General features: G+C 54.2%; 22 protein-coding genes and 1 rRNA gene. 6 read left to right on the top strand and 17 right to left on the bottom strand.

Annotated elements, in window-relative coordinates:
• A 5S ribosomal RNA gene (rrf, locus tag A3466_RS23890) occupies window positions 1-79 on the top strand; the annotation flags it as partial.
• Between the two features lie 319 nt (window positions 80-398).
• Here the strand turns inward: rrf and A3466_RS13515 are convergent.
• The 3 genes from A3466_RS13515 to A3466_RS13525 form a co-directional block, all read right to left on the bottom strand.
• The gene (locus tag A3466_RS13515; RefSeq protein ID WP_003860364.1) at window positions 399-620 is read right to left on the bottom strand and encodes a lipoprotein; all 222 of its coding nucleotides are present in this window, start codon (window positions 618-620) and stop codon (window positions 399-401) included.
• A 248-nt stretch (window positions 621-868) separates the two neighbouring features.
• Window positions 869-3,982 carry an efflux RND transporter permease subunit gene (locus A3466_RS13520; protein WP_063450983.1) on the bottom strand — a complete coding sequence of 1,038 codons (3,114 nt, stop codon included), beginning with the start codon at window positions 3,980-3,982 and terminating at the stop codon, window positions 869-871.
• An 11-nt stretch (window positions 3,983-3,993) separates the two neighbouring features.
• Entirely contained in the window at window positions 3,994-5,130 is a 1,137-nt protein-coding gene (locus A3466_RS13525; protein ID WP_063450984.1) for an efflux RND transporter periplasmic adaptor subunit, read from the bottom strand.
• 397 nt (window positions 5,131-5,527) lie between these two features.
• On the opposite strand from A3466_RS13525, the gene A3466_RS13530 reads away from it, so the two are divergent.
• Entirely contained in the window at window positions 5,528-5,902 is a 375-nt protein-coding gene (locus tag A3466_RS13530) for a TetR family transcriptional regulator (protein WP_063450985.1), read from the top strand.
• On the opposite strand, the gene A3466_RS13535 is transcribed toward A3466_RS13530, so the two are convergent.
• From A3466_RS13535 to A3466_RS13600, 14 genes are all read right to left on the bottom strand, one after another.
• The gene (locus A3466_RS13535) at window positions 5,897-7,981 is read right to left on the bottom strand and encodes a putative bifunctional diguanylate cyclase/phosphodiesterase (protein WP_063450986.1); all 2,085 of its coding nucleotides are present in this window, start codon (window positions 7,979-7,981) and stop codon (window positions 5,897-5,899) included. The two genes, A3466_RS13530 and A3466_RS13535, sit on opposite strands and share 6 nt — an antisense overlap.
• A gap of 139 nt (window positions 7,982-8,120) precedes the next feature.
• Window positions 8,121-8,285 (bottom strand): DUF2556 family protein, encoded by a 165-nt coding sequence (locus A3466_RS13540; RefSeq protein ID WP_063450987.1) that lies wholly within the window; start codon window positions 8,283-8,285, stop codon window positions 8,121-8,123.
• Window positions 8,286-8,462: 177 nt separating this feature from the next.
• Complete coding sequence (fis, locus tag A3466_RS13545; RefSeq protein WP_000462905.1) at window positions 8,463-8,759, bottom strand: DNA-binding transcriptional regulator Fis; 297 nt, start codon at window positions 8,757-8,759, stop codon at window positions 8,463-8,465.
• 23 nt (window positions 8,760-8,782) lie between these two features.
• A complete protein-coding gene (gene dusB, locus A3466_RS13550) occupies window positions 8,783-9,748 on the bottom strand; it encodes a tRNA dihydrouridine synthase DusB (RefSeq protein ID WP_006812176.1) in 966 nt (321 codons plus the stop codon).
• Window positions 9,749-10,076: 328 nt separating this feature from the next.
• On the bottom strand, window positions 10,077-10,817 hold the full coding sequence (locus A3466_RS13555; RefSeq protein ID WP_063450988.1) for a carbonic anhydrase: 741 nt from the start codon (window positions 10,815-10,817) through the stop codon (window positions 10,077-10,079).
• A 137-nt stretch (window positions 10,818-10,954) separates the two neighbouring features.
• Window positions 10,955-11,836, bottom strand: coding sequence for a 50S ribosomal protein L11 methyltransferase (gene prmA, locus A3466_RS13560; RefSeq protein ID WP_063450989.1), 882 nt, complete (start codon window positions 11,834-11,836; stop codon window positions 10,955-10,957).
• 11 nt (window positions 11,837-11,847) lie between these two features.
• A complete protein-coding gene (gene panF / locus A3466_RS13565; protein WP_063450990.1) occupies window positions 11,848-13,299 on the bottom strand; it encodes a sodium/pantothenate symporter in 1,452 nt (483 codons plus the stop codon).
• Window positions 13,289-13,531 carry a YhdT family protein gene (locus A3466_RS13570; RefSeq protein WP_022649569.1) on the bottom strand — a complete coding sequence of 81 codons (243 nt, stop codon included), beginning with the start codon at window positions 13,529-13,531 and terminating at the stop codon, window positions 13,289-13,291. The genes panF and A3466_RS13570 overlap by 11 nt, the downstream gene beginning before the upstream one ends.
• Window positions 13,532-13,639: 108 nt before the next feature.
• On the bottom strand, window positions 13,640-14,989 hold the full coding sequence (accC, locus tag A3466_RS13575) for an acetyl-CoA carboxylase biotin carboxylase subunit (protein ID WP_003860388.1): 1,350 nt from the start codon (window positions 14,987-14,989) through the stop codon (window positions 13,640-13,642).
• A 10-nt stretch (window positions 14,990-14,999) separates the two neighbouring features.
• Window positions 15,000-15,464 (bottom strand): acetyl-CoA carboxylase biotin carboxyl carrier protein, encoded by a 465-nt coding sequence (accB, locus tag A3466_RS13580; RefSeq protein ID WP_063450991.1) that lies wholly within the window; start codon window positions 15,462-15,464, stop codon window positions 15,000-15,002.
• A gap of 21 nt (window positions 15,465-15,485) precedes the next feature.
• Window positions 15,486-15,938, bottom strand: a complete 453-nt coding sequence (gene aroQ, locus A3466_RS13585) for a type II 3-dehydroquinate dehydratase (RefSeq protein ID WP_022649568.1) — start codon at window positions 15,936-15,938, stop codon at window positions 15,486-15,488.
• A gap of 234 nt (window positions 15,939-16,172) precedes the next feature.
• Complete coding sequence (msrQ, locus tag A3466_RS13590; RefSeq protein WP_063450992.1) at window positions 16,173-16,772, bottom strand: protein-methionine-sulfoxide reductase heme-binding subunit MsrQ; 600 nt, start codon at window positions 16,770-16,772, stop codon at window positions 16,173-16,175.
• The gene (gene msrP / locus A3466_RS13595) at window positions 16,773-17,774 is read right to left on the bottom strand and encodes a protein-methionine-sulfoxide reductase catalytic subunit MsrP (protein WP_063450993.1); all 1,002 of its coding nucleotides are present in this window, start codon (window positions 17,772-17,774) and stop codon (window positions 16,773-16,775) included.
• A 77-nt stretch (window positions 17,775-17,851) separates the two neighbouring features.
• Complete coding sequence (locus A3466_RS13600) at window positions 17,852-18,826, bottom strand: MDR family oxidoreductase (RefSeq protein ID WP_063450994.1); 975 nt, start codon at window positions 18,824-18,826, stop codon at window positions 17,852-17,854.
• A gap of 183 nt (window positions 18,827-19,009) precedes the next feature.
• On the opposite strand from A3466_RS13600, the gene csrD reads away from it, so the two are divergent.
• From csrD to mreD, 4 genes are all read left to right on the top strand, one after another.
• On the top strand, window positions 19,010-20,950 hold the full coding sequence (csrD, locus tag A3466_RS13605) for an RNase E specificity factor CsrD (protein WP_063450995.1): 1,941 nt from the start codon (window positions 19,010-19,012) through the stop codon (window positions 20,948-20,950).
• Window positions 20,951-21,232: 282 nt separating this feature from the next.
• Entirely contained in the window at window positions 21,233-22,276 is a 1,044-nt protein-coding gene (mreB, locus tag A3466_RS13610; RefSeq protein WP_000913396.1) for a rod shape-determining protein MreB, read from the top strand.
• 62 nt (window positions 22,277-22,338) lie between these two features.
• Window positions 22,339-23,355, top strand: coding sequence for a rod shape-determining protein MreC (gene mreC / locus A3466_RS13615; protein WP_003860400.1), 1,017 nt, complete (start codon window positions 22,339-22,341; stop codon window positions 23,353-23,355).
• A complete protein-coding gene (mreD, locus tag A3466_RS13620; RefSeq protein ID WP_063450996.1) occupies window positions 23,355-23,843 on the top strand; it encodes a rod shape-determining protein MreD in 489 nt (162 codons plus the stop codon). Before mreC ends, mreD begins: the two co-directional genes overlap by 1 nt.
• The last annotated feature ends 4 nt before the right edge of the window (window positions 23,844-23,847 follow it).

Below are 23,847 nucleotides of genomic sequence, written 5' to 3' on the forward strand. Positions count from 1 at the left end.
TGCCGAACTCAGAAGTGAAACGCCGTAGCGCCGATGGTAGTGTGGGGTCTCCCCATGTGAGAGTAGGGAACTGCCAGACATCAAATAAGTAGAAAGGCCATCCGAAAGGATGGCCTTTTTGCGTTATGCGTACTGCTAAATCCCTCACTCCGTTAATCCCTCTCGCGAAATTCGCACGTATCGGCGTATACCTATGCGTTTAGCTGGCAAAATAGTGCGTATACATAAAGTAATCGAAACGCAGCAGGAGTGAGGTTACTGACAGGGTTAACTGTGTAAAGCAGGAAGCGTAGCAGGGTAATAAATAGAGTTAATAGCGGGTAAAGCCAGGATGGAAAATATAAGCGCTTGCATCACAACAAAATAAAAGCGCGGACATCGCCGCGCTTTTAAAAGCCTTATTTAGTCAGGGCAACAATACCCAGCGTCAGGCCCGCTATTGCCGCAGCGCCACCAGCTATCGCACCTGCTGTTTCCCAGTTATCCTGGGTGGTGCCCTTCATGCAGGTATTGGTGTGAACCAGTCGGCCCTGATCGTCGTATACCGGTACACAAGGAGAGTCATGCGCACAGCCAGCAAGCAGCGCAGCGAGGAGTGCAACGGAAAGGAATCTTTTCATGATGTTACCTCAAAATAATCGCTTATTCGCTTCAGAGCCTATGCGGCAATTAACGAATTGATGATTATTTTACCACCGTGCTAATACCATGCAGAACGGTGAATAATCTCAATTTGTGTGGATTGTAAAAATCATGGAGAAAAGGAGTGGGTGGAGATAATTAATGGAGAAAATGTGAAGAACCGATATATTTATTCGGTTGTTTGCCGTAAATAAAAAAGGCACCCGAGATGCCTTTTAATTTTTCATTAATCCTTGTGCTTTGTAAACCGTCTTCGGACAACCACAAAGAAAACAGGAACGAAGAAAATGGCCAGTAGCGTAGCTGACAGCATCCCGCCCATTACCCCCGTACCGACAGCATTTTGTGCCCCACTTCCTGCACCACTACTGATTACCAGAGGCATAACGCCAAGGATGAATGCCAGAGAAGTCATCAGGATAGGACGCAGACGCATACGTGAGGCTTCCAGCGTGGCTTCGATAATCCCTTTGCCTTCTTTATCCATGAGATCCTTGGCGAACTCAACAATCAGTATGGCGTTCTTAGCGGATAAACCAATTGTCGTAAGCAGACCAACCTGGAAGTAGACGTCATTGTTCAGCCCGCGCACCGATGCAGCCAGAAGCGCGCCGATTACCCCCAGGGGCACGACCAGCATGACCGAGAATGGAATTGACCAGCTCTCATATAGGGCAGCCAGACACAGGAACACCACTATCAGCGAAATGGCGTACAGCGCTGGAGCCTGATTCCCGGAAAGACGTTCCTGGTAAGACATCCCCGTCCAGTCGTAGCCGATGCCGGAAGGCAGTTTCGACGCAAGGCTTTCCATCAACGCCATTGCCTCACCGGTACTTTTGCCTGGCGCAGACTCACCGAGGATCTCCATTGACGGCATCCCATTGTAACGTTCCAGACGGGGTGAACCGTATACCCAGTGAGAGCTGCTAAAGGCAGAGAAAGGCACCATTTCGCCGTTAGCGCTACGCACATACAGGCCGTTAATGTCTTCTGGCAGCATACGGAAGCGAGCATCAGCCTGTACGTAAACTTTTTTCACGCGTCCATGATCGATAAAGTCATTCACATAGGTGCCACCCAGTGCTGTTGAGATGGTCTGATTAACATCAGATACGCTCACACCTAACGCCTGTGCTTTCTCCTGATCGACATCCAGCTTGAACTGAGGCGTATCCTCCAGGCCGTTAGGACGCACGCGGACCAGTAATTCTGAATGTTCTCTCACCATGCCAAGCAGCTGGTTACGCGCCTGCGTTAGCTGCGTATGTCCCAGGTTTGCCTGGTCAATCAGTTCGAAGTCGAAGCCTGTCGCCGTGCCCAGCTCAATAATCGCGGGCAGGTTAAACGGAAATACAAGGCCATCTTTGATCTGGCTGAACGCTTTCGTCGCACGGCCGACAATGGCGCTAACGCCGTTTTCATCGCCCGGACGTTCTTCCCAGGGCTTCAGGCTGACGAACGCGATACCGGCGTTCTGGCCCTGTCCGCTAAAGCTAAAGCCGTTTACGGTGAAGACCGATTCAACGTTCGCTTTCTCTTTCGTCAGATAATAATCCTGAACCTGATCGAGCACCTGCTGGGTGCGCATCTGCGTCGCCCCTGCCGGAAGCTGAACCATCGTCATAAACACCCCCTGATCCTCTTCCGGCAGGAAGGAGGAAGGCAGGCGCAGGAACAGGACTGCCATGCCGCCGACGATGATGACGTACACCAGCAGATAGCGCCCGGTCTTACGTAAAATACCGCTTACGCTGTTGCTGTAGTGCTCCACGCTCTTATCAAAAAGCGCGTTAAACCAGCCAAAGAAGCCACCTTTTTTTTCATGATGCTCGCTGGCAACGGGTTTGAGCAGGGTAGCACAAAGCGCTGGCGTTAATATCAGCGCGACCAGCACCGACAGGGCCATCGCGGAGACGATGGTTAGCGAGAACTGACGATAGATAGCCCCGGTAGAGCCTCCAAAAAATGCCATCGGTATAAACACCGCCGAAAGCACCATGGCAATGCCCACCAGAGCGCCCTGGATTTGTTCCATCGACTTCTGCGTCGCCTCTTTTGGCGGCAGCTTGTCCTCCACCATCACACGTTCTACGTTCTCGACCACCACGATGGCATCATCGACGAGCAAACCTATCGCCAATACCATCCCGAACATCGTCAGGGTGTTAATGGAGAAACCGAACGCAGCCAGTACCGCAAAAGTACCCAGCAACACCACGGGTACCGCGATAGTCGGTATAAGGGTTGCCCGCAGGTTTTGCAGGAACAGGTACATCACCAGGAACACGAGAACGATCGCTTCAAACAGCGTCTTCACCACTTCATGTATTGAGATCTTCACGAAAGGTGTGGTGTCGTAGGGATAGACAACTCTCAGGCCCTGCGGGAAGAAGGGCTGCAACTGCGCCAGTTTGCTTTTGATGGCGGCTGCGGTATCCAGCGCGTTTGCGCCAGTCGCCAGCTTGATCCCGAGCCCCGTCGCGGCCTGCCCGTTGATTTTGGTGACCATGTTGTAGTTTTCACCACCCAGCTCAATGCGGGCCACATCTTTCAGGTGGACCATTGAACCGTCCTGGTTCACCTTCAGCGTCACACGGCCAAACTCCTCCGGCGATTTCAGGCGCGTTTGAGCAATAATAGAGGCGTTCAGCTGCTGACCCGGTACAGACGGCGTCCCCCCCAGCTGGCCCGCCGCAATCTGGTCGTTCTGGGTTTTCAGCTGGTTAATGACGTCCAGCGGCGTGAGCTGGTACTTATTCATTGCGTTGCTGTCCAGCCAGATGCGCATGGCATACTGCGCGCCGAACAGCTGCACGTCACCAACGCCGGAAGTACGGCTGATCGCATCTTTTACGTTAGAAGCAACATAGTCGGAGATATCATCCTGGGTGAGGTTTTTATTATCCGACACGAAGCCCGCAACCAGCAGGAAGCTGCTGCTCGATTTTTCCACGCCGATCCCCTGTTGCTGCACTTCCTGCGGCAGCAGCGGCATGGCGAGCTGAAGCTTGTTCTGAACCTGCACTTGCGCGATATCAGGATCCGTACCCGACTCGAACGTCAGGGTGATGGTAACGTTACCGGCAGAATCACTGGTGGACGACATGTACATCAGATTGTCTATTCCGTTCATGTTCTGTTCGATAACCTGCGTCACCGTGTCCTGTACCGTCTGGGCATCCGCTCCAGGGTAGGTTGCTGTCACCGCAACCGCGGGGGGCGCAATGGTCGGATATTGCGCGACCGGCAGTTTTAAAATGGCCAGCCCGCCCGCCATCATCAGAATGATGGCGAGTACCCAGGCGAAAACAGGCCGTTGAATAAAGAAATTAGCCATGTCGATATCCCTTAACTGGCTGGAGTAGCGGCGGTATCAGGAATAGCCACGACGGTGACCCCAGGGCGAACTTTTTGCAGGCCGCTGGTGATGACGCGGTCGCCGTTTTTAAGGCCGTCCGTGACCAGCCACCGATCGCCAATCGCCTGCGGTGCAACGACAGTGCGAGATTCCACCTGGTTTTTATTGTTTACCACAAGCACGGTGGCATCTCCGCGCGGTGTACGGGTTACCCCCTGCTGGGGAACAAGAATGGCATCCGGCTGCGTACCTTCATCGATGCGTGCACGGACAAACATACCCGGTAACAGCATATGCTGAGGATTAGGGAAGAGGGCGCGAAGGGTGATTGAGCCGGTACTTTCATCTACCGTGACGTCAGAGAACTGTAACGTTCCTTTTAACGGATAAGGCTGGCCGTTTTCCATCAGCAGCTCGACGCTGCTGGTGTCGCCCTTTTGCAGGCTTGTCTGCTTCAGACGCATAAAATCGCTGCTGGACTGGGTCACGTCGACATAAATTGGATCGAGCTGCTGAACCGTCGCCAGCGCAGTTGACTGACCATTCGTGACTAATGCCCCTTCAGTGACGATGGATTTACCAATGCGCCCGCTGATTGGCGATGTGACTTTCGTGTAGGCGAGGTTGATACGCGCGCTTTCAACGCCAGCCTTCGCGGCAACGACGCTCGCATCCGCCTGCTGGGCGGTTGCCACCGCCTGATCGTACTCCTGCTTGCTCACATATTGCGTACCGACCAGCGGAACGTAACGTTTCACCGTCAGATGGGCAATATTTGCCGCCGCCTGCGCTTTTACCAGTTCACCTTTCGCATTGTCGTAGGCTGCCTGATAGGTGGCAGGATCGATCTGATAAAGGGATTCACCCGCTTTAACATCGCTGCCTTCGGTAAAATTACGGTGCAGAATGATACCACTGACCTGGGGACGAACCTCCGCAACACGATACGCATCTGTTCTGCCTGGTAATTCCGTCGTTACGGCCAGCGGCGCGCTTTTGACTATATGAACACTTACCTGGGGGGCTTGCGCATGCTGCTGTGAATTTTCCTGCCCATCGCACCCGGCGAGCAGTGCGGCACAGACAATGAAACCGTATAAGGGTAAGCGTCTGAAATGAGTCGTCATTACTGTTCCTTGAACTACCCCTAAACTGATAATTACCGTGAATCGGTGAAAGGGTATGAGGCAAAAATAAAAATGTAGCTGCGTATAATAATGAGGGTATTTAATGTTTTTTAATTTATACGTGCTGAGGAAGGCATTAGAAAGTGAAAATCAGAATCTGGTCCTGTGCTTTCAATATGCAATTTCTGTCAGGATAACCAGCGCAACATTTTTGGGTTCGCTTTATTCATATACTTTGTGAATGCAATGTTTTGAACTTATTTGACTGAATTATAAATTAAGTAAATTGACTTTTTTTGTGCAAAATGAAAGCCGGTTATAATGAATGCTTTTATTTATCCGACCCCATCATTACGTTTGGTAGTGTATTAATCGTATGAGCAATGAGTAGCAGGCTATGGCGCGTAAAAAGAAAGAAGAGGCTCAAAAGACCCGTCAGCAGTTGATTGAAGCCGCTATCGGGCTATTTGCGACGCGAGGCGTGGCTAACACCACGCTCACCGACATCGCCGATGCTGCGCAACTCACTCGCGGGGCAGTTTACTGGCATTTTTCGAGTAAAGCGGAAATATTTAACGCCATCTCGTCACAAACGAATATTGAACTTGCGGTAATAGCTTTCCACGCCATTTTTAGCGGAGTCATCAAAAACTGGCTAATGCACAGCAACAGTTTCAATCTGTACCAACAGGCGCCGGCGCTGGTGGATAATATTCTGGCGACGCTGCATATCACCCGAGTGACACCAGTGGTTTACGATACGGCCTCATGACTGCTTCCGGGGTGGCGACATTTCCCCGTGCTGGCACTGCTCCGTAATCGCTTGCGCGGTAATCGGTTTGCCCAGCAGATAACCCTGTAGCGTATTACATCCCAGTTCGGTCAAAAACGCCTGCTGCGCTGCGGTTTCCACCCCTTCCGCCACAACCTTCAGATTCAGCGTTTTTGCCAGAGCGACAATCGCTGAGACAATCGTTGCATCTTCGCTCTCTCCACTTAATTCTTTCACGAAAGCGCGATCGATTTTTAACTCACAGGCGGGGAGCCGCTTAAGATACAGCAGGCTTGAGTAACCTGTACCAAAATCGTCTATCGAGGCTTTTACGCCGGCTTCCGTCAGCGCTGTCAGGACGCGAACGCTTTCGTCTGGATTGTTCATCGCCGTGGTTTCTGTCACCTCCAGGATCAACATACCGGGCGGTACGCTATGGCGCGAAAGACAATCGAGAACCGTTTTAACCAGCGTCGGCTGTTCGAACTGCAACGTAGAAAGATTCACCGCCATTGACCAGTCCGTGTGGCCCTGAAGATGCCATTCACGCAGCTGGCGGCAGGCCTCGTCGATGACCCAGTTTCCAATGGGAATAATCAGCCCGGTTTTCTCTGCCAGCGGCAGAAACAGCTCGGGAGACAATAATCCCTGTTTTGGATGCTGCCAGCGTAACAGCGCTTCAAACCCAAGTACTGGCCCGGCAGGGGCGTGGAATTTAGGTTGATATAGCAGGCGTAACTCATTACGTTCAATGGCCTGCCACAGATCGTTCATCAACTGAAGATGCGTCTGCGCCAGCGTATTCATTGACGGCTGGAAGAAGTGATAACCGTTGCGACCCATATGTTTCGTGTGATACATCGCCGCATCAGCGTTAAACATCAGTTCACGATCGGTGTTGCCGTCGTGCGGATAGAGCGCGATGCCAATGCTCAGGGTGACCATCAGCTCGTAAGGATCGAGATGGAACGGGCTATCAATAACGCGCACCAGTGAATTGGCCAGTGAGGCTGCATCATCCGGGCTGTCAGTTTCGGCCAGCAGGACGAATTCATCCCCACCGATACGCGCCAGCGTGTACTGACCTTTCAACTGCAACAGCAGGCGCTGAGTCACGGCAACCAGAAGCTTGTCACCGACGTCATGACCGTAGGCATCATTAACGGTTTTAAAACCATCGAGATCCATAAACATCAGCGCGAAGGCGTTGCCCTCGCGATCGGCCTTGCTGATAGCCTGATCGAGACGATCCTCCAGCAGAATGCGATTGGGTAAACGCGTCAGCGTATCATGTAACGCCAGTTGTGCGAGCTCGCGGTTAGCTTCTGCCAGCGATGAGGCCAGCAGCGAGGTACGAGCCTGAAGGCGGGCATCGAACATCGACACCAGTAATGTGATCCCCAAAATAGCAAGCGCGACCACGCTTACCAGTACCGCCAGCCAGCTACCGTTAATGCCATGATGGTGGACCATCGTCGACACCGGAAACTGGGCGGCTTCCATGCCGGCGTAATGCATACCAGCGATAGCGATGCCCATGGTGATCGCCGCCCCCAGTCGCATCAGCGCCATTTGTGCGGCTTCCTGTCGTAAACGGAACGTCAGCCAAAGCGCGGTCAGTGACGCAGCCAGGGCAATGACCACAGAGATGGCCACCCACGTTTTATCCCACACAATGCCCGGTGTGACTTCCAGTGCAGCCATTCCGGTGTAGTGCATGGCAACAATGCCCGCTCCCATTACTGCTGCGCCGGGGAGCAGCTGGCGCAAACGCAACTGCTCACCGCTAACGAGCCACAGGGCGAACATCGACGAGCTGATAGCGATAACCATCGAAAGCACGGTCAGGGCCGCGTTGTAGCTCATGCTCATGGAAAGATCCATCGCCAGCATACCGATGAAATGCATCGCCCACACGCCAATCCCCATCGATACCCCGCCGCCTGCCAACCAGACGCGCGCAGCGACGCCCTGGCTACCGGCAACGCGCGCAGTCATATTCAATGCGGTATAGGCGGCAAGAATGGCGACAACAAAGGAGATGACGACGAGGATTTGGTTGTATTGGCTAACCAGCATGGTCTGTTCACTCGTTGGGGGATGTTAGGCAAGAGCGGTTGGAAAGGGCACAGACAGTATCATCGTCAGGAAATGACGAAAAGTGATTTAAATCCCTGTTTTTATTAGGTGATAGCAGGGATGGCGCAGGGGGTAGCGGTTAGTCCAGCTCTGAACAGTTCACCAGTTTTAGCGGATTCACGGAATTCATATTGCGACATTTATCGGTTTCAGTGCTCATTAGTTCAATCCACTGCATCAGCAGCGCATCGAAAAGGAAAACAGAAACAGCAAAAACGACCAGCCACCAGTATTTACGAATCATGTGTCATTCCGCGAAAAGAGAGCCTGTAAGGTGCTGGAAATATACACGAAAAGTGGGCGTTGAAAAGTGGGGAAAGAAAAGGTTTACAAAGGTTGACGGTCGCCCGTTTGGGCGATAAAAAAGGCGCTTCCCCATGCCGAAGAGCGCCTTTTTAAACAAGCAGTTAGCTAATCGAAATTAGTTCATGCCGTATTTTTTCAATTTCTTACGCAGGGTACCACGGTTGATGCCCATCATCAGGGCAGCGCGGGTTTGATTACCACGGGTGTATTGCATCACCATGTCCAACAGTGGCTGTTCAACTTCAGCCAGTACCAGCTCATACAGGTCATTAACATCCTGACCGTTCAGTTGAGCAAAATAGTTCTTCAGTGCCTGTTTAACCGAGTCACGCAGGGGCTTTTGAGTCACCTGATCCTGAGAGTTAACGGTAGATACGGTCAGTACGTCAGAATTTACGCGTTGTTCGAACATAGTTCTGTCAGCTCTTTATTTCATTACGCAAGATTTTCGAAGTATGCCTCCAACGCCTCCAGCTGTTCGCTGGCATCCTCAATGGCGTTGAATGTGCGCCGAAACTGGTCATTTGGAGCGTGCTCCTGGAGATACCAGGAGACGTGTTTACGCGCAATTCGGTACCCTTTTGCCTGACCGTAGTGGTCATGCAGTTCCCGAACATGCGAACAAAGCAAGCGCTTAACCTCTGCCAGAGGCAGCGGGGCAAGCAGCTCCCCAGTGTCCAGATAATGCTGGATTTCCCGAAAGATCCAGGGTCTTCCCTGAGCGGCACGTCCTATCATCAGAGCATCAGCTCCCGTATAGTCGAGCACAGCTCTGGCTTTAAGCGGGTCAGTAATGTCGCCATTCGCGATAATCGGAATGGAAACTTTCTGCTTAACTGCCCGAATGCTGTCGTATTCAGCTTCACCGTTGAACAAACAGGCGCGAGTGCGTCCATGAATGGTCAGGGCCTGAATGCCACAGTCTTCGGCCAGTTGGGCAATCTCTACGCAGTTACGGTGCTCCGGCGACCAACCCGTGCGAATCTTTAACGTAACAGGAACGTCCACTGCGCTGACAACCGCCGTCAGGATTGACTTCACCTGGTCGGGGTATTGCAGAAGGGCTGAACCTGCAAGCTTGCGATTCACCTTTTTGGCCGGGCAACCCATATTGATATCAATAATCTGGGCGCCACTTTCCACGTTAATACGCGCGGCATCAGCCATTTCTTCAGGCACGCTTCCGGCAATTTGCACGGTACGAATACCTGGCTCATCAACGTGCACCATCCGTAGGCGGGACTTATCGCTTTCCCAAACCTGCGGGTTAGACGACATCATCTCGGAAACGGTCAGTCCTGCTCCCATCTCGTAGCACAGCGTCCTGAACGGCCGGTCGGTAATACCTGCCATGGGTGCTGCGATCAGGCGATTTCTGAGCTGGTGGTGTCCGATGCGCATGAGTTAAGAAATGACCATACTGTGACTGCAAGGCGGCGTATATTACGCATTTTTTGCACGAGATGAAAGGCCAAACTTTGAACAATCCACTGCTGTAGATCAATGAATCGCCAGTCATACTTTTGGGATAAGATTATTCGCTATTTAAATCATTGGGTTATGAATAAATGAACGTTTTATGGGCTCTTACAATTTCCCGTAACTTCTCATCATTTCTGAATAAATGGATCAATTGTCCGGGATAATCTGCTGCGATATGCAGCAGATTAGGGTGCTTCTTGCGATCTGTGTCGCATTTCAGCACAGGATATCAGCGCAAAAAAACGCCTTATTCAGCCACCAGGCGGCCATGAAGCGGCTGTACCGGGCGGTTGTTATCGTGATGCAGGGTGTGAGTGAATTTTTGCAGCTGTTCAGCAGAGACGGTCAGCGGTTGCTTAAGCACCAGCCACGTTACCCCTTCTGAGCACGGCGGCGTGGTCAGAGAGCCGCTGAAGCGCCAGTAGGTTTTATCCGCGGGCAGGAGTTTATTTATATCGAGGGTTGCCTTGATCGTGACGTTCTGGTCAACCTGTCCTGGCATTACGCTCCAGAGTTTATCCAACTCAGCGTTTGCCGCTCCCTGGTCGAACATAACGGCAACGACCGTCAGTTCGCCGTCAGCATTTTTGTGCACCAGATGCATTTCCATGGCGTATTTTTTACCGTGCACCGTGTTTTCGGACGGCGCATGGAAATGGAACTGTTGTAACGTCCAGGTCTGTTTATCAAGCGTGATGCTGTCGCGTGTATCGGCGTTTTCACTCGCCTGGATAGTATGGCCGTTATTTGTCAGGGTGACCGGGCCGTCGATGTAGTGCGTTTCCAGCGGAGAGATATGGGCTTTGACCGTGCTATCAATGTTAATCGGCGACTGATACATCCCGCTTTTACACGTTTTATACGCCTCGTCCAGTTCGCCCCAGTGCTCCGGTGCGCCTTCTCCCTGATAGCTCCAGTGTGATGCGTAAGCCGAAGCCGACATCATGCTCAGCGCCAGCAGCGCTGCCTTGCCTGCAATATGTTTCATCGTATTCTTCCTGTAAATTTTATTATCCAAATCAATAATTAACATTATTGTTTGCAGGGTTATTTTATCGGAGAAAGGATGAAGGCGGGAGGGAAAACCTGAGGGGAAAGGCGTGGTCAGAGGACCACGCCAAATGCTTATTTTTTACGACCGGTAATGCGGCACCACTCTTCTTTCTCGACGACCGGGTCAAGCGCAAAGAGATCGGCGTAGGCGTCGCAGACGCTGTCTGCCTGGCTTGCCAGAATGCCGGACAGACCCAGCAGGCCGCCCTCAACCGGCAGGACGCTGATTAACGGCGCCAGCTCGCGTAACGGGCCAGCCAGGATATTCGCGACCACCACATCGGCTTTCATGGCCTCTGGCTGTGCATCGGGCAGATACAGTTCAAGGCGATCGGAAACGCCGTTACGCTCGGCGTTATCACGGCTGGCCTGAATCGCCTGCGGATCGATGTCGATCCCGATGGCTTTGGCCGCGCCCAGCTTCAGCGCCGCGATAGCGAGGATCCCGGATCCGCAGCCGAAGTCGATCACGGTTTTGCCTTCCAGATCCAGACCATCCAGCCATTGCAGGCACAGGGAAGTTGTCGGGTGAGTACCGGTTCCAAACGCCAGACCCGGATCGAGCATCACGTTCACCGCGTTTTCATCGGGAACCTCGCGCCAGCTTGGGCAGATCCACAGACGCTGACCAAACTGCATCGGATGGAAGTTGTCCATCCACTCGCGTTCCCAGTCTTTGTCTTCCAGCTGTTCAATTTTATGCGCGAAGCCTGCGCCCAGCAGCGGATGGTTTTCCAGAATCGCCACCACTTCTTTCATGTCGGTTTCTGCATCAAACAGGCCGATAACGTCGGTATCGCCCCACAGGCGCGTTTCGCCCGGCAGCGGCTCAAAGACCGGCGTGTCATGGGTATCCTGGAAAGTGATAGAGACCGAACCGGCTTCCATCAGCGCATCACTCAGTTCTTCGGCGTTCGCACCGGTTGTGTTCAGTTTTAATTGGATCCACGGCATGGCAAAACTCTTTATTTATCAGTAGAAATCAGGGGGGCGGGTGGTACGGGGCGACCGAAACGGTTACCCACCACAAACGCCAGTAAACTTAACAGCAGCGAGGGCACAATCGGATGAAAGCCCAGATACTGAATTTTAAACGTTGCGAGAACGGCATAAAGAACGCCCCCGACAATCATGCCGCTTAACGCACCCGCGGCATTAGCGCGTTCCCAGTAAAGGCCCAGCACCAGCGGCCACAGGAAAACGGCCTCCAGCCCGCCAAAGGCGAGCAGGTTCAGCCAGATGATCATCTCCGGTGGACGCCACGCGGCCAGCAGCAGCAGCGCACCCAGCACCAGGGTGATCGCGGCCGACATACGCTTCAGGCGACGTTCATTTTCGACCTGTTCAGGGCGCAGGTTCAGGTAGAGATCTTTAATGATCGTAGCGGAACTTTGCAGTAACTGGGCGTTGATGGTCGACATAATGGCCGCCATGGGCGCGGCGAGGAAAATCCCGGCGGCAAACGGCGGCAGCACTTTTACCATCAGGGTCGGGATGACCAGATCCGGCACGGTAAGGTCAGGGATCACCGCACGTCCCAGCGCGCCCGCCAGGTGCATGCCAAACATCAGGATCGCCACCACAATTGTCCCGATGATGATCCCCCGGTGCACGGCTTTACTGTCTTTATAAGAGATGCAGCGCACGGCGGTATGCGGCAGGCCAATGACCCCAAAGCACACCAGCACCCAGAACGAAGTCATGAAGGTTGGAGAGAGAATATCATCTGCCCCCTGCGGCGAGATCAGCTTCGGATCGATCGCTTCCAGGGTTTCAACCGCATGGCCCAGGCCACCCGCGGCATGCACGATGCCGACCAGAAGAACGAGGGTGCCAACGAGCATGACCAGCCCCTGCATCGTGTCGTTCAGCACGCTGGCGCGGAACCCGCCAAACGCGGTATACAGCGCGATACTGACGCCGAAGATGACCAGACCCGTCTCGTAGGGGATCCCGGCCGCCGTTTCCAGCAGGCGCGCGCCGCCGATGAACTGCACGGTCATCGCCCCGATGAACGCCACCAGCAGGCTCAGGCTTGCCAGCCATACCAGCAGGCGGCTCTGATAGCGGGCAAACAGCATATCGTTCAGCGTCACGGCATTGTAGCGGCGAGCCAGGATGGCAAATTTTTTACCCAGTATGCCAAGCGAGAGCCAGATGGCAGGAAGCTGGATCATGGCCAGCAGTACCCAGCCCAGTCCGTACTTATAGGCTGCGCCGGGGCCACCGATAAACGAGCTGGCGCTGATGTAGGTGGCGGTCAGCGTCATGGCCAGCACGACGCCACCCATCGAGCGGCTCCCGAGGAAATACTCGTTCAGGAAGGTGCCGGTCGAACGTTTACGCATCGCATAAACCGACAGGCCAAACACCAGGAACAGGTAAGCGATAAGGGGCAGAATGACTTCAAGCTGCATCATCGTCCTCCAGAGAAATATCGCGATAGATGAATTTCACCATCGCCCAGCACAGCACAATAAACACCAGCGGCAGCAGCAGGCAGGCCATTTCAAACCAGTGCGGAAGGCCGGTTATGCCGATAGCTGAATCAGGTAAGTAAGCAGTTACTAACCAAGCGGCAAGATAGAGAAGGGTCAGCCACAGCGCCCAGCGCGCTTCTTTATGGGCCTGAACAAAACGCTTGTCCATTTTTTGTCCCTTGTGGATGAAGAAAGCGGGGATTGTACATGATGGGGCTTTGCGATCCCCAGAAATAAAAAAGGCCGGATTATCCGGCCTTTTAGCAGCGCTGGTCTGTTACTTCTCGTTCAGACCGAGTTTTTTCTCCAGGTAGTGGATGTTAGTTCCACCATTCTGGAAGTGCTCGTCGCTCATAATGCGCATCTGGAGATCAACGTTGGTTTTGATCCCATCGATGATCAGCTCCTGAAGGGCGTTCTTCATGCGGGCAATTGCCACGTCACGGTTTTCGCCGTAGCAGATCAGCTTACCGATCATTGAGTCATAGTACGGCGGTACGGTGTAACCGGCGTAGATATGGGACTCCCAGCGCACACCGAAGCCACCCGGCGCGTGGAAACGCGTGATTTTACCCGGGCTTGGCAGGAAGGTGTTCGGGTCTTCGGCGTTGATACGGCACTCTACCGCATGGCCTTTCACCACAACTTCTTCCTGCTTGATGGACAGCGGCTGACCGGCTGCGATACGCAGCTGCTCTTTGATCAGGTCAACGCCGGTGATCATTTCGGTAACCGGGTGTTCAACCTGAATACGGGTGTTCATCTCAATGAAGTAGAACTCGCCGTTTTCGAACAGGAACTCAAAGGTACCCGCCCCGCGATAGCCGATATCAACACAGGCTTTAGCGCAACGCTCGCCGATGTAGCGACGCAGTTCCGGGGTAATGCCCGGCGCTGGCGCTTCTTCAACGACTTTCTGGTGACGACGCTGCATGGAGCAGTCACGTTCTGCCAGATAGATCGCGTTACCCTGACCGTCGGCCAGCACCTGAATTTCGATGTGGCGTGGGTTTTCCAGGTATTTTTCCATGTACACCATGTCATTGCTGAAAGCCGCTTTCGCTTCCGCTTTGGTCATGGAGATGGACTGCGCCAGTTCGGCATCGCTGCGCACAACGCGCATACCGCGACCGCCGCCGCCGCCGGACGCCTTGATGATAACCGGGTAGCCAATGCGTTTAGCATGAGCACGGTTAGCATCCATGTCGTCGGTCAACGGGCCGTCAGAGCCTGGTACGGTTGGAACACCGGCTTTTTTCATCGCGGTGATGGCAGACACTTTATCGCCCATCAGGCGAATGGTGTCGGCTTTCGGGCCGATGAAGATAAAGCCAGAGCGTTCAACCTGCTCAGCAAAGTTGGCGTTCTCAGAGAGGAAGCCGTAGCCCGGGTGAATCGCGACCGCGCCGGTAATTTCGGCGGCGCTGATGATCGCCGGAATGTTCAGATAGCTTTTTACGGACGGAGCCGGACCGATACAGACCGTCTCATCCGCCAGCAATACGTGTTTTAAATCGCGATCCGCGCTTGAGTGCACGGCCACGGTCTTGATGCCCAGTTCTTTACAGGCACGAAGAATACGCAGTGCAATCTCGCCACGGTTGGCGATAACAATTTTATCCAGCATGTTCGCCTCGTTACTCGATGACGACCAGCGGCTCGTCAAATTCTACCGGCTGACCACTTTCGACCAGAATCGCTTTCACAGTACCTGATTTGTCTGCTTCGATCTGGTTCATCATTTTCATGGCTTCAACGATGCACAGGGTATCGCCTACGTTGACTTTCTGACCCACTTCGATGAACGCTTTCGCATCCGGGCTCGGGGTGCGGTAGAAAGTACCAACCATTGGGGAACGTACGATGTGACCACTGATTTCTGTTGCAGCCGCAGGTGCTGCTTCTGCTGCCGCTGGCGCAACGGCTGCGGCGAGCGCAGGCTGTTGCACTGGCGCAGCGTAAGCTTGCTGCATTACCGGGAAGCTAGCGGCTGGGGCTGCACGGCTGATGCGTACAGACTCTTCGCCTTCAGAAATTTCCAGTTCGGAGATGCCTGATTCTTCAACCAGCTCGATCAGTTTTTTAATCTTACGAATATCCATGAGTGGGTTCCGTACTCTTGTTTAGTGTGATTGTGACAAGCGTTTTACCGCTGTCTGTAAAGCGTATGAATAGCCGTCTGCACCCAGCCCACAAATCACGCCAGCGGCGATATCCGACAGGTAGGAATGGTGGCGGAACGGCTCTCGGGCGTGCACATTACTCAGGTGGATCTCGATAAACGGGATACTCACCGCGAGCAGTGCATCGCGTATAGCAACACTGGTGTGCGTAAACGCGGCCGGATTGATCAGGATATAGTCCACAGTGTCTTTAGCCTGATGAATACGGTCGATGATTGCGTACTCCGCATTTGACTGAAAATGATCCAAATCCACATTCAGCGAGGCTGCTTCCGTACCCAGACGGTTAACAATTTCGCTCAATGTCAGCGTGCCGTACTTCTCTGGCTCACGGGTGCCGAGCATGTTCAGGTTCGGTCCGTTCAAAACTAAAATTTGGAATTTGTCAGCCATTGTGCCGCTATCTCCTGCGATTTTCGGGTAAAAAACAACATATACCCTCAACGCGCAATTGTCACCCTTTCAGAGGCCTAAAACCCCTGTCCGGAAAACCGAAGTCGCACATTATAACGATTTCGTAGCATTTGGCAGCTAAATACTGGTCTTATCAGGGAAGATTATCAACCGCTATCCGAAAAAGATTCGCGGTTGATAAATATTCTGCGGGAAAACGCACAGTTTCGTTAACTATCGCCACCACTGGCGGAACTTCTTGTAACGCCATGCTAAAAGGGCCAATGCCAGCAGGGCGTAGATGACTGGCTGAGGGGATAAAATCTTCACCGACCACAGGTAATGAAGGGGGGCGAGGATCGCGACAAGATAGACGAAGTTGTGCAGCCGTTGCCAACGTCGACCCAGTTTTCGCTGCGCGTACTGCGTGGACGTCAGCGTCAGCGCCAGTAAAACCAGCCAGCTTATGATACCCAGCGTCAGATAAGGGCGCGTCACCAGTTCGCTGCCGAGTAGTGCCAGGTTGTTAATGCCCAGCTCCAGCAGGGCGTAGCTGGTGAGATGCAGCGTCGCCCAGGCAAAACACCATAGCCCCAAAAGCCGTCGCGTGCGTATCAATAAGGGCTGTTTAGCGTAGCGCGCCAGCGGTGAGACGAGCAAGGTCGCCAGCAAAAATTTCAGAGCCATCCGACCCGTAAAATGCTGAATATCTTTAGCCGGATCGGCACTAAACTGCCCCTGACTGGCTGCCCAAAAGAGCCAGATAAAGGGGAGTAATCCGGCTAAGTGCAGGAGAAACTTCAGCCCGGTTATCTGCTTTGCCGTTAAACGCACTCAGAAGTTCTCCCGTAAATTCAGCCCACGGTAGAGGGATGCCACCTCATCTGCATAGCCGTTAAACAGCAGCGTTGGCTGGCGTTTAACGTCCAGCGCGCCGCCGGAACCGATAAAACGTTCCGTCGCCTGGGACCAGCGAGGATGGTCAACGTGTGGGTTAACGTTGGCGTAAAACCCGTACTCGTCGGGCGCCGCCAGGTTCCAGGTGGTCGGCGGGCGCTCGCGGGTGAGCTTGATGCTGACGATGGATTTAATGTTTTTGAAGCCGTATTTCCACGGTACGGTTAAGCGAATGGGGGCACCGTTTTGCGGCGGCAGTGCTTTGCCGTAAACGCCCACGGTCAGCAGCGTAAGGGGATGCATGGCTTCGTCGAGGCGTAACCCTTCAACGTACGGATATTCCAGCCCGCCGCCGATGAACCGATCCTTCTGGCCCGGCATCTCGTCCGGCGCATAGCGCGTCTGGAAGGAGACATACTTCGCATTGCTGGTGGGCTCAGCCAGGGCCAGCAGCTTGTGCAAAGGGAAGCCCACCCACGGCACGACCATCGACCAGGCTTCCACGCAGCGCATGCGGTAAATGCGTTCTTCAAGAGGGAAGCGGGTGGTGAGGTCGTGATGATCCAGCGTCAGCGGTTTAGCCACTTCGCCATCAATCTTCAGGGTCCAGGGATCGGTTTTCATGCTGCCCGCGTTGGCGGCAGGATCGGCCTTATCAAGACCAAACTCATAGAAGTTGTTATAGCCGGTGACTTTCTCTTCCGGGGTCAGCGCCAGCTTATTTTGCCATTGCGCCGGTTTGGTGAAGTTAAGGGGGGCACCAGAGGGGGCTTTCGGGCGATCGTTACCCTTAAACCAGTCGAGCAGATCAGCGTGGGCCGCAGGCGTGAGCGTCAGTGCGGTGGCGCTGATGCCAAGCATCTTCAGGATCTGGCGGCGCTGTAGCATAAAGACAGATTCAGACGTTACGTCGGCTTCCGTCAGTTTTCGGGTTTTCATGGCATCCTCCGTCAGGCGTTTTTCTAAGCATGACGGAGGAGGCGGGTTAGCGCGAATATGTCACGAAAATTTGAAGATTAGGCAATTTTGACCAGCGCACGACCGTGGAACTGGTTGTCCATGATTTTATTCGCGAACTCTGGCGCCTGGCTCAGGGTAATCTCCGTGGCGCTCTGCTCATAGAACGAGGCCGGCAGATCGCGGACCAGACGTTCCCAGGCCTCGGCACGCCGCTCGGCTGGAGCCATAACCGAATCGACGCCCTGAAGTCGCACGTTGCGCAGAATAAACGGCATCACTGTCGTCGGCAGGGCAAAACCACCCGCCAGTCCACAGGCCGCCACGCAGCCGCCGTAGTTCATTTGCGCCAGCACCTTCGCCAGCACTTTGTCGCCGACGGTATCGACCGCGCCAGCCCAGACCTGTTTTTCCAGCGGGCGGGTTTCGGCGAACTCGTCGCGGCTCAGAATACGGTTTGCGCCCAGCTGACGCAGATAATCATGCGTACTTTCGCGGCCAGAGACGGCGGCGACCTGATATCCCAGCTTGTGCAGCAGCGTGACGGCCGTGCTGCCCACACCGCCGCTTGCGCCGGTGACGACGATTTCACCGGAGTCAGGACGGATCCCGGCCTCTTCCAGCGCCATGACGCACAGCATGGCGGTGAAGCCCGCCGTGCCGACGATCATCGCTTTGCGGCCGTCCATGCCTTTCGGCATCGGGACCAGCCAGTCACCTTTTACGCGTGCCTGCGCTGCCAGCCCGCCCCAGTGGTTTTCACCCACGCCCCAGCCGGTGAGCAGAACCTGCTGTCCGGCGTGGAAGCGCGGATCTTCACTGGTATGCACGCGGCCTGCAAAGTCAATTCCGGGCACCATCGGGAAATTTCGGATGATTTTACCTTTCCCCGTAATGGCCAGTGCGTCTTTATAGTTCAGGCTGGACCAGTCGATATCCACGGTCACGTCGCCTTCCGGCAGGCGGCTCTCCTCGATGGTTTGCACTGAGGCAACGGTTTTGCCGTCCTGCTGTTCTAAAATCAAAGCCTGCATAGGGGGACCTCACCAGGTTTAGTAATGGGAAAATATGTTCTGAAGACTATACTCGCTCAGTGAAACACCGTGCCGATGTAACGCAATAAATTGCCAGATACACCAGGTTTGGTAGTATGCCGCGTTTGAAATGCAAGTTAGCGCTCACTTGCGACCCCTTCAACCCACGGAGTAATCTCAAGGATGCGATTAACGACGAAGTTCTCAGCTTTTATCACTTTGCTGACGGGGCTGACTATCATTGTCACGCTGATCGGCTGCTCGCTGAGCTTTTATAATGCCATCCAGGATAAGCTGGTTAACCGTGTTGAATCGGTCGCATCGGTTATCGACACCCGCCTGATTACCACACCCTTCCCGGCGCTTTCGCGTGAGCTGGATGAGTTAATGGTGCCTGTGGATATTGTGCGGATCGAGATTAAACAGGGAAAGCAGACCGTTTTCAGCCATACCCGCCAGGGCAGCTATCGTCCTGCCGGCACGGTAGACCAGTATCGGGACGTAACGGTCCATTCGCTTAAACACCCTGGTATGACGATCGCTATGGTGTACCAGGATCCGATGAGCAACTATTTACGCTCGCTCATGACCACCGCACCTTTGACCATCGCCGTTGCCTTTATCGTGCTGCTCATTTTCCTCGCCGTTCGCTGGCAGCGTCGTCAGCTTTCCGGCCAGGAACTGCTGGAAACACGCTCCGTGCGGATACTCAATGGCGAGCGGGGGCCGCAGGTGCGGGGATCGGTTTATGAATGGCCGTCGCGCACCAGTAGCGCCCTGGACGTGCTGCTCTCCGAAATCCAGTTTGCCAGCGACCAGCGTAGCCGTATGGACACGCTGATCCGCTCCTACGCCGCGCAGGATAACAAAACGGGCCTTAACAACCGTCTCTTCTTTGATAATCAGCTGGCTACGCTGCTTGATGACCCCGAAAAGGTGGGTACGCACGGCGTGGTGATGATGATTCGCCTGCCGGACTTCGATCTGCTCCGTGATACCTGGGGACAGCGCGTGGCGGAAGAGAATTTCTTCACGCTGATTAACCTGCTGTCCACCTTTATTATGCGCTACCCCGGCGCGCTGCTGGCGCGCTACCACCGCAGTGACTTTGCCGTCTTGCTGCCGCATCGCACCTTAAAGGAGTCCGAGAGTATCGCCAGCCAGCTGCTGAAAGCCGTTGATGCGCTGCCGCAGAGCAAAATGCTCGACAGAGATGACATGGTGCATATGGGCATCTGTGCCTGGCGCGGCGGTCAGTCGACGGAGCAGGTGATGGAACATGCGGAAGCGGCTACGCGTAACGCCGTATTACAGGGCGCGAACGGCTGGGCGGTCTATGATGATACTCTGCCAGAGAAAGGGCGCGGCAACGTGCGCTGGCGAACCCTGATTGAACAGATGCTGAGCCGCGGTGGGCCGCGTATCTATCAAAAACCGGCGGTCATGAAGAATGGTCGTGTTCATCACCGTGAGTTGATGTGCCGTATTTTTGATGGCACCGAAGAGGTTATCTCGGCGGAATATCTGCCGATGGTGCTGCAATTTGGCTTATCCGAAGAGTATGACCGCCAGCAAATCACCCGCCTCATCCCGTTTTTATCGTATTGGCCTGAGGAAAATCTGGCTTTACAGGTGACAGTCGAGTCGCTGATTCGTCCGCGCTTCCAGCGCTGGTTACGCGACACGTTAATGCAGTGCGAAAAATCGCAACGTAAACGCATTATTTTTGAACTTGCAGAGGCAGATGTAGGTCAACACATCAGCCGGTTACGTCCGGTGGTACGTTTAATCAATGCGCTTGGGGCTCGTGTGGCCGTCACCCAGGCGGGTCTGACGCTGGTAAGCACCAGCTGGATCAAAGAGCTGGATGTTGAATTATTGAAGCTGCATCCTGGTCTGGTCAGAACGATTGAAAAACGCACGGAAAACCAGCTGCTGGTACAGAGCCTGGTGGAAGCGTGCAAAGGAACGCAAACGCAGGTATTTGCCACAGGCGTACGTTCACGCAGTGAATGGCAGATGTTGAAAGAGCGCGGTGTAGCGGGCGGTCAGGGGGATTTTTTTGCGGCCTCACAGCCCCTTGACACCAATGTGAAAAAATATTTGCAAAGATACTCTGTTTGACCTGCCGTTTACTTTGTTTTCACGTAGAATATCGCGCCTGTAGCTTTGAGTAAGACGAGCATAAAAGCCAGTGAACGACCTTTAATGGGTTACAAGTGAAAGTGAGGGACGCTGCTGTTTACTCAGCCCTGACGGATTCAGGGGATGAATTTGTAACAAAGGAAACGTGCTGCACTAATTTTCACCGTAGCAGACGATTTTTGCGCCTTGTCGCTGCTGCGTGTGGTTGGTAAAGTAAGCGGATTTTGTTTTCCGCCCCAGCTTTCAGGATTATCCCTTAGTATGTTGAAAAAATTTCGTGGCATGTTTTCCAATGACCTGTCCATTGACCTGGGTACCGCGAATACCCTTATTTATGTAAAAGGACAAGGCATCGTATTGAATGAGCCTTCCGTTGTGGCCATTCGTCAGGATCGTGCCGGCTCGCCAAAAAGCGTGGCCGCAGTAGGTCATGATGCGAAGCAGATGCTGGGCCGTACGCCGGGCAACATCGCCGCGATCCGCCCAATGAAAGACGGCGTTATTGCTGACTTCTTCGTGACCGAAAAAATGCTTCAGCACTTCATCAAGCAGGTTCACAGCAACAGCTTCATGCGCCCAAGCCCGCGCGTGCTGGTGTGTGTGCCGGTTGGCGCAACTCAGGTTGAACGCCGCGCGATCCGTGAATCCGCTCAGGGTGCCGGTGCGCGTGAAGTGTTCCTGATTGAAGAGCCGATGGCTGCGGCAATTGGTGCGGGTCTGCCGGTTTCTGAAGCAACCGGTTCTATGGTGGTGGATATTGGTGGCGGCACTACCGAAGTGGCCGTCATCTCCCTGAACGGCGTGGTGTACTCCTCCTCCGTACGTATCGGCGGTGACCGCTTCGACGAAGCCATCATCAACTACGTTCGCCGTAACTACGGCTCTCTGATCGGTGAAGCAACCGCAGAGCGTATCAAGCACGAAATCGGTTCTGCTTATCCGGGTGACGAAGTACGCGAGATCGAAGTTCGCGGTCGTAACCTGGCTGAAGGCGTGCCGCGCGGATTCACCCTGAACTCTAACGAAATTCTGGAAGCGTTGCAGGAGCCGCTGACCGGCATCGTGAGCGCGGTGATGGTTGCGCTGGAACAGTGCCCGCCAGAGCTGGCTTCCGATATCTCCGAGCGCGGTATGGTGCTGACCGGTGGTGGTGCGCTGCTGCGTAACCTCGACCGCCTGTTAATGGAAGAGACAGGTATTCCTGTCGTAGTTGCAGAAGATCCACTGACTTGCGTCGCCCGTGGTGGTGGCAAGGCGCTGGAAATGATCGACATGCACGGCGGCGACTTGTTTAGCGAAGAGTAGTCGGGTGTGAGAGGGTAGCAATTTGCTACCCTTTCTCTCTGACGCGAGAATACGCATAGCCTATGAAGCCAATTTTTAGCCGTGGCCCGTCGCTACAGTTTCGCCTGATCCTGGCGGTTCTGGTGGCGCTCGGGGTCATTATTGCCGATAGCCGCCTCGGTACGTTCAGCCAGATCCGAACGTACATGGATACCGCCGTCAGTCCTTTCTACTTTATTTCAAATGGTCCCCGTGAACTGCTCGACTCCGTGTCACAAACGCTTTCATCGCGTGACCAGCTCGAACTTGAAAATCGTGCGTTACGCCAGGAACTGCTGCTGAAAAACAGCGAGCTGCTGATGCTGGGGCAATATAAGCAGGAAAACGCACGCTTGCGTGAACTGCTTGGCTCGCCGCTGCGCCAGGATGAACAGAAAATGGTCACCCAGGTGATCTCCACCGTAAACGATCCCTACAGCGATCAGGTGGTGATTGATAAAGGCAGCGTGAACGGCGTATACGAAGGTCAGCCTGTGATCAGCGATAAAGGCGTTGTGGGCCAGGTCGTGGCGGTTGCCAAACTGACCAGCCGCGTGCTGCTGATTTGCGATGCTACCCATGCGCTGCCGATTCAGGTGCTGCGTAACGACATTCGCGTGATTGCCGCCGGCAATGGCTGTACGGACGATCTTCAGCTTGAACATCTGCCAGCCAACACGGACATCCGCGTGGGCGACGTGCTGGTGACGTCCGGTCTGGGCGGTCGTTTCCCTGAAGGCTACCCGGTTGCGGTGGTCTCTTCCGTGAAGCTCGACACTCAGCGTGCTTACACCGTAATCCAGGCGCGTCCAACGGCGGGCTTGCAGCGTTTACGCTACCTGCTGCTGCTGTGGGGGGCCGATCGTAACGGTGCGAACCCGATGACACCGGAAGATGTGCATCGCGTCGCGAACGAACGCCTGATGCAGATGATGCCGCAGGTGCTGCCTGCGCCGGATGCGATGGGGCCACCTGCGCCCGTACCGGCTCCGGCGACAGGGTTAACGCAGCCGCTACCGGATGCACCGCCGCCGCCGCAAGTCTCGGGTGGAGGGCAGTAGTGGCCAGTTATCGTAGCCAGGGACGCTGGGTAATCTGGCTCTCATTCCTCGTTGCACTGTTGCTGCAAATTATGCCCTGGCCGGACGACATTCTTGTTTACCGGCCAAACTGGGTATTGCTCATTTTGCTCTACTGGATCCTTGCCCTGCCGCACCGCGTAAATGTCGGCACAGGTTTTGTGATGGGTGCCATACTGGATCTCATCAGTGGCTCTACGCTTGGCGTGCGCGCCTTATCCATGAGCATTATTGCGTACCTCGTCGCACTCAAATTCCAGCTCTTTCGTAACCTTGCGCTCTGGCAACAGGCGCTGGTGGTGATGTTGTTGTCGCTCGCTGCGGATATCGTTGTTTTCTGGGCAGAGTTTTTAGTGATCAACGTCTCTTTCCGACCGGAAGTGTTCTGGAGTAGTGTAGTAAACGGTGTGCTCTGGCCGTGGCTGTTCCTGCTGATGCGTAAAATTCGCCAGCAGTTTGCCGTGCAATAAAAGG

The organism is Enterobacter genomosp. S (assembly GCF_001631805.1).
Classification (GTDB): domain Bacteria; phylum Pseudomonadota; class Gammaproteobacteria; order Enterobacterales; family Enterobacteriaceae; genus Enterobacter; species Enterobacter quasihormaechei.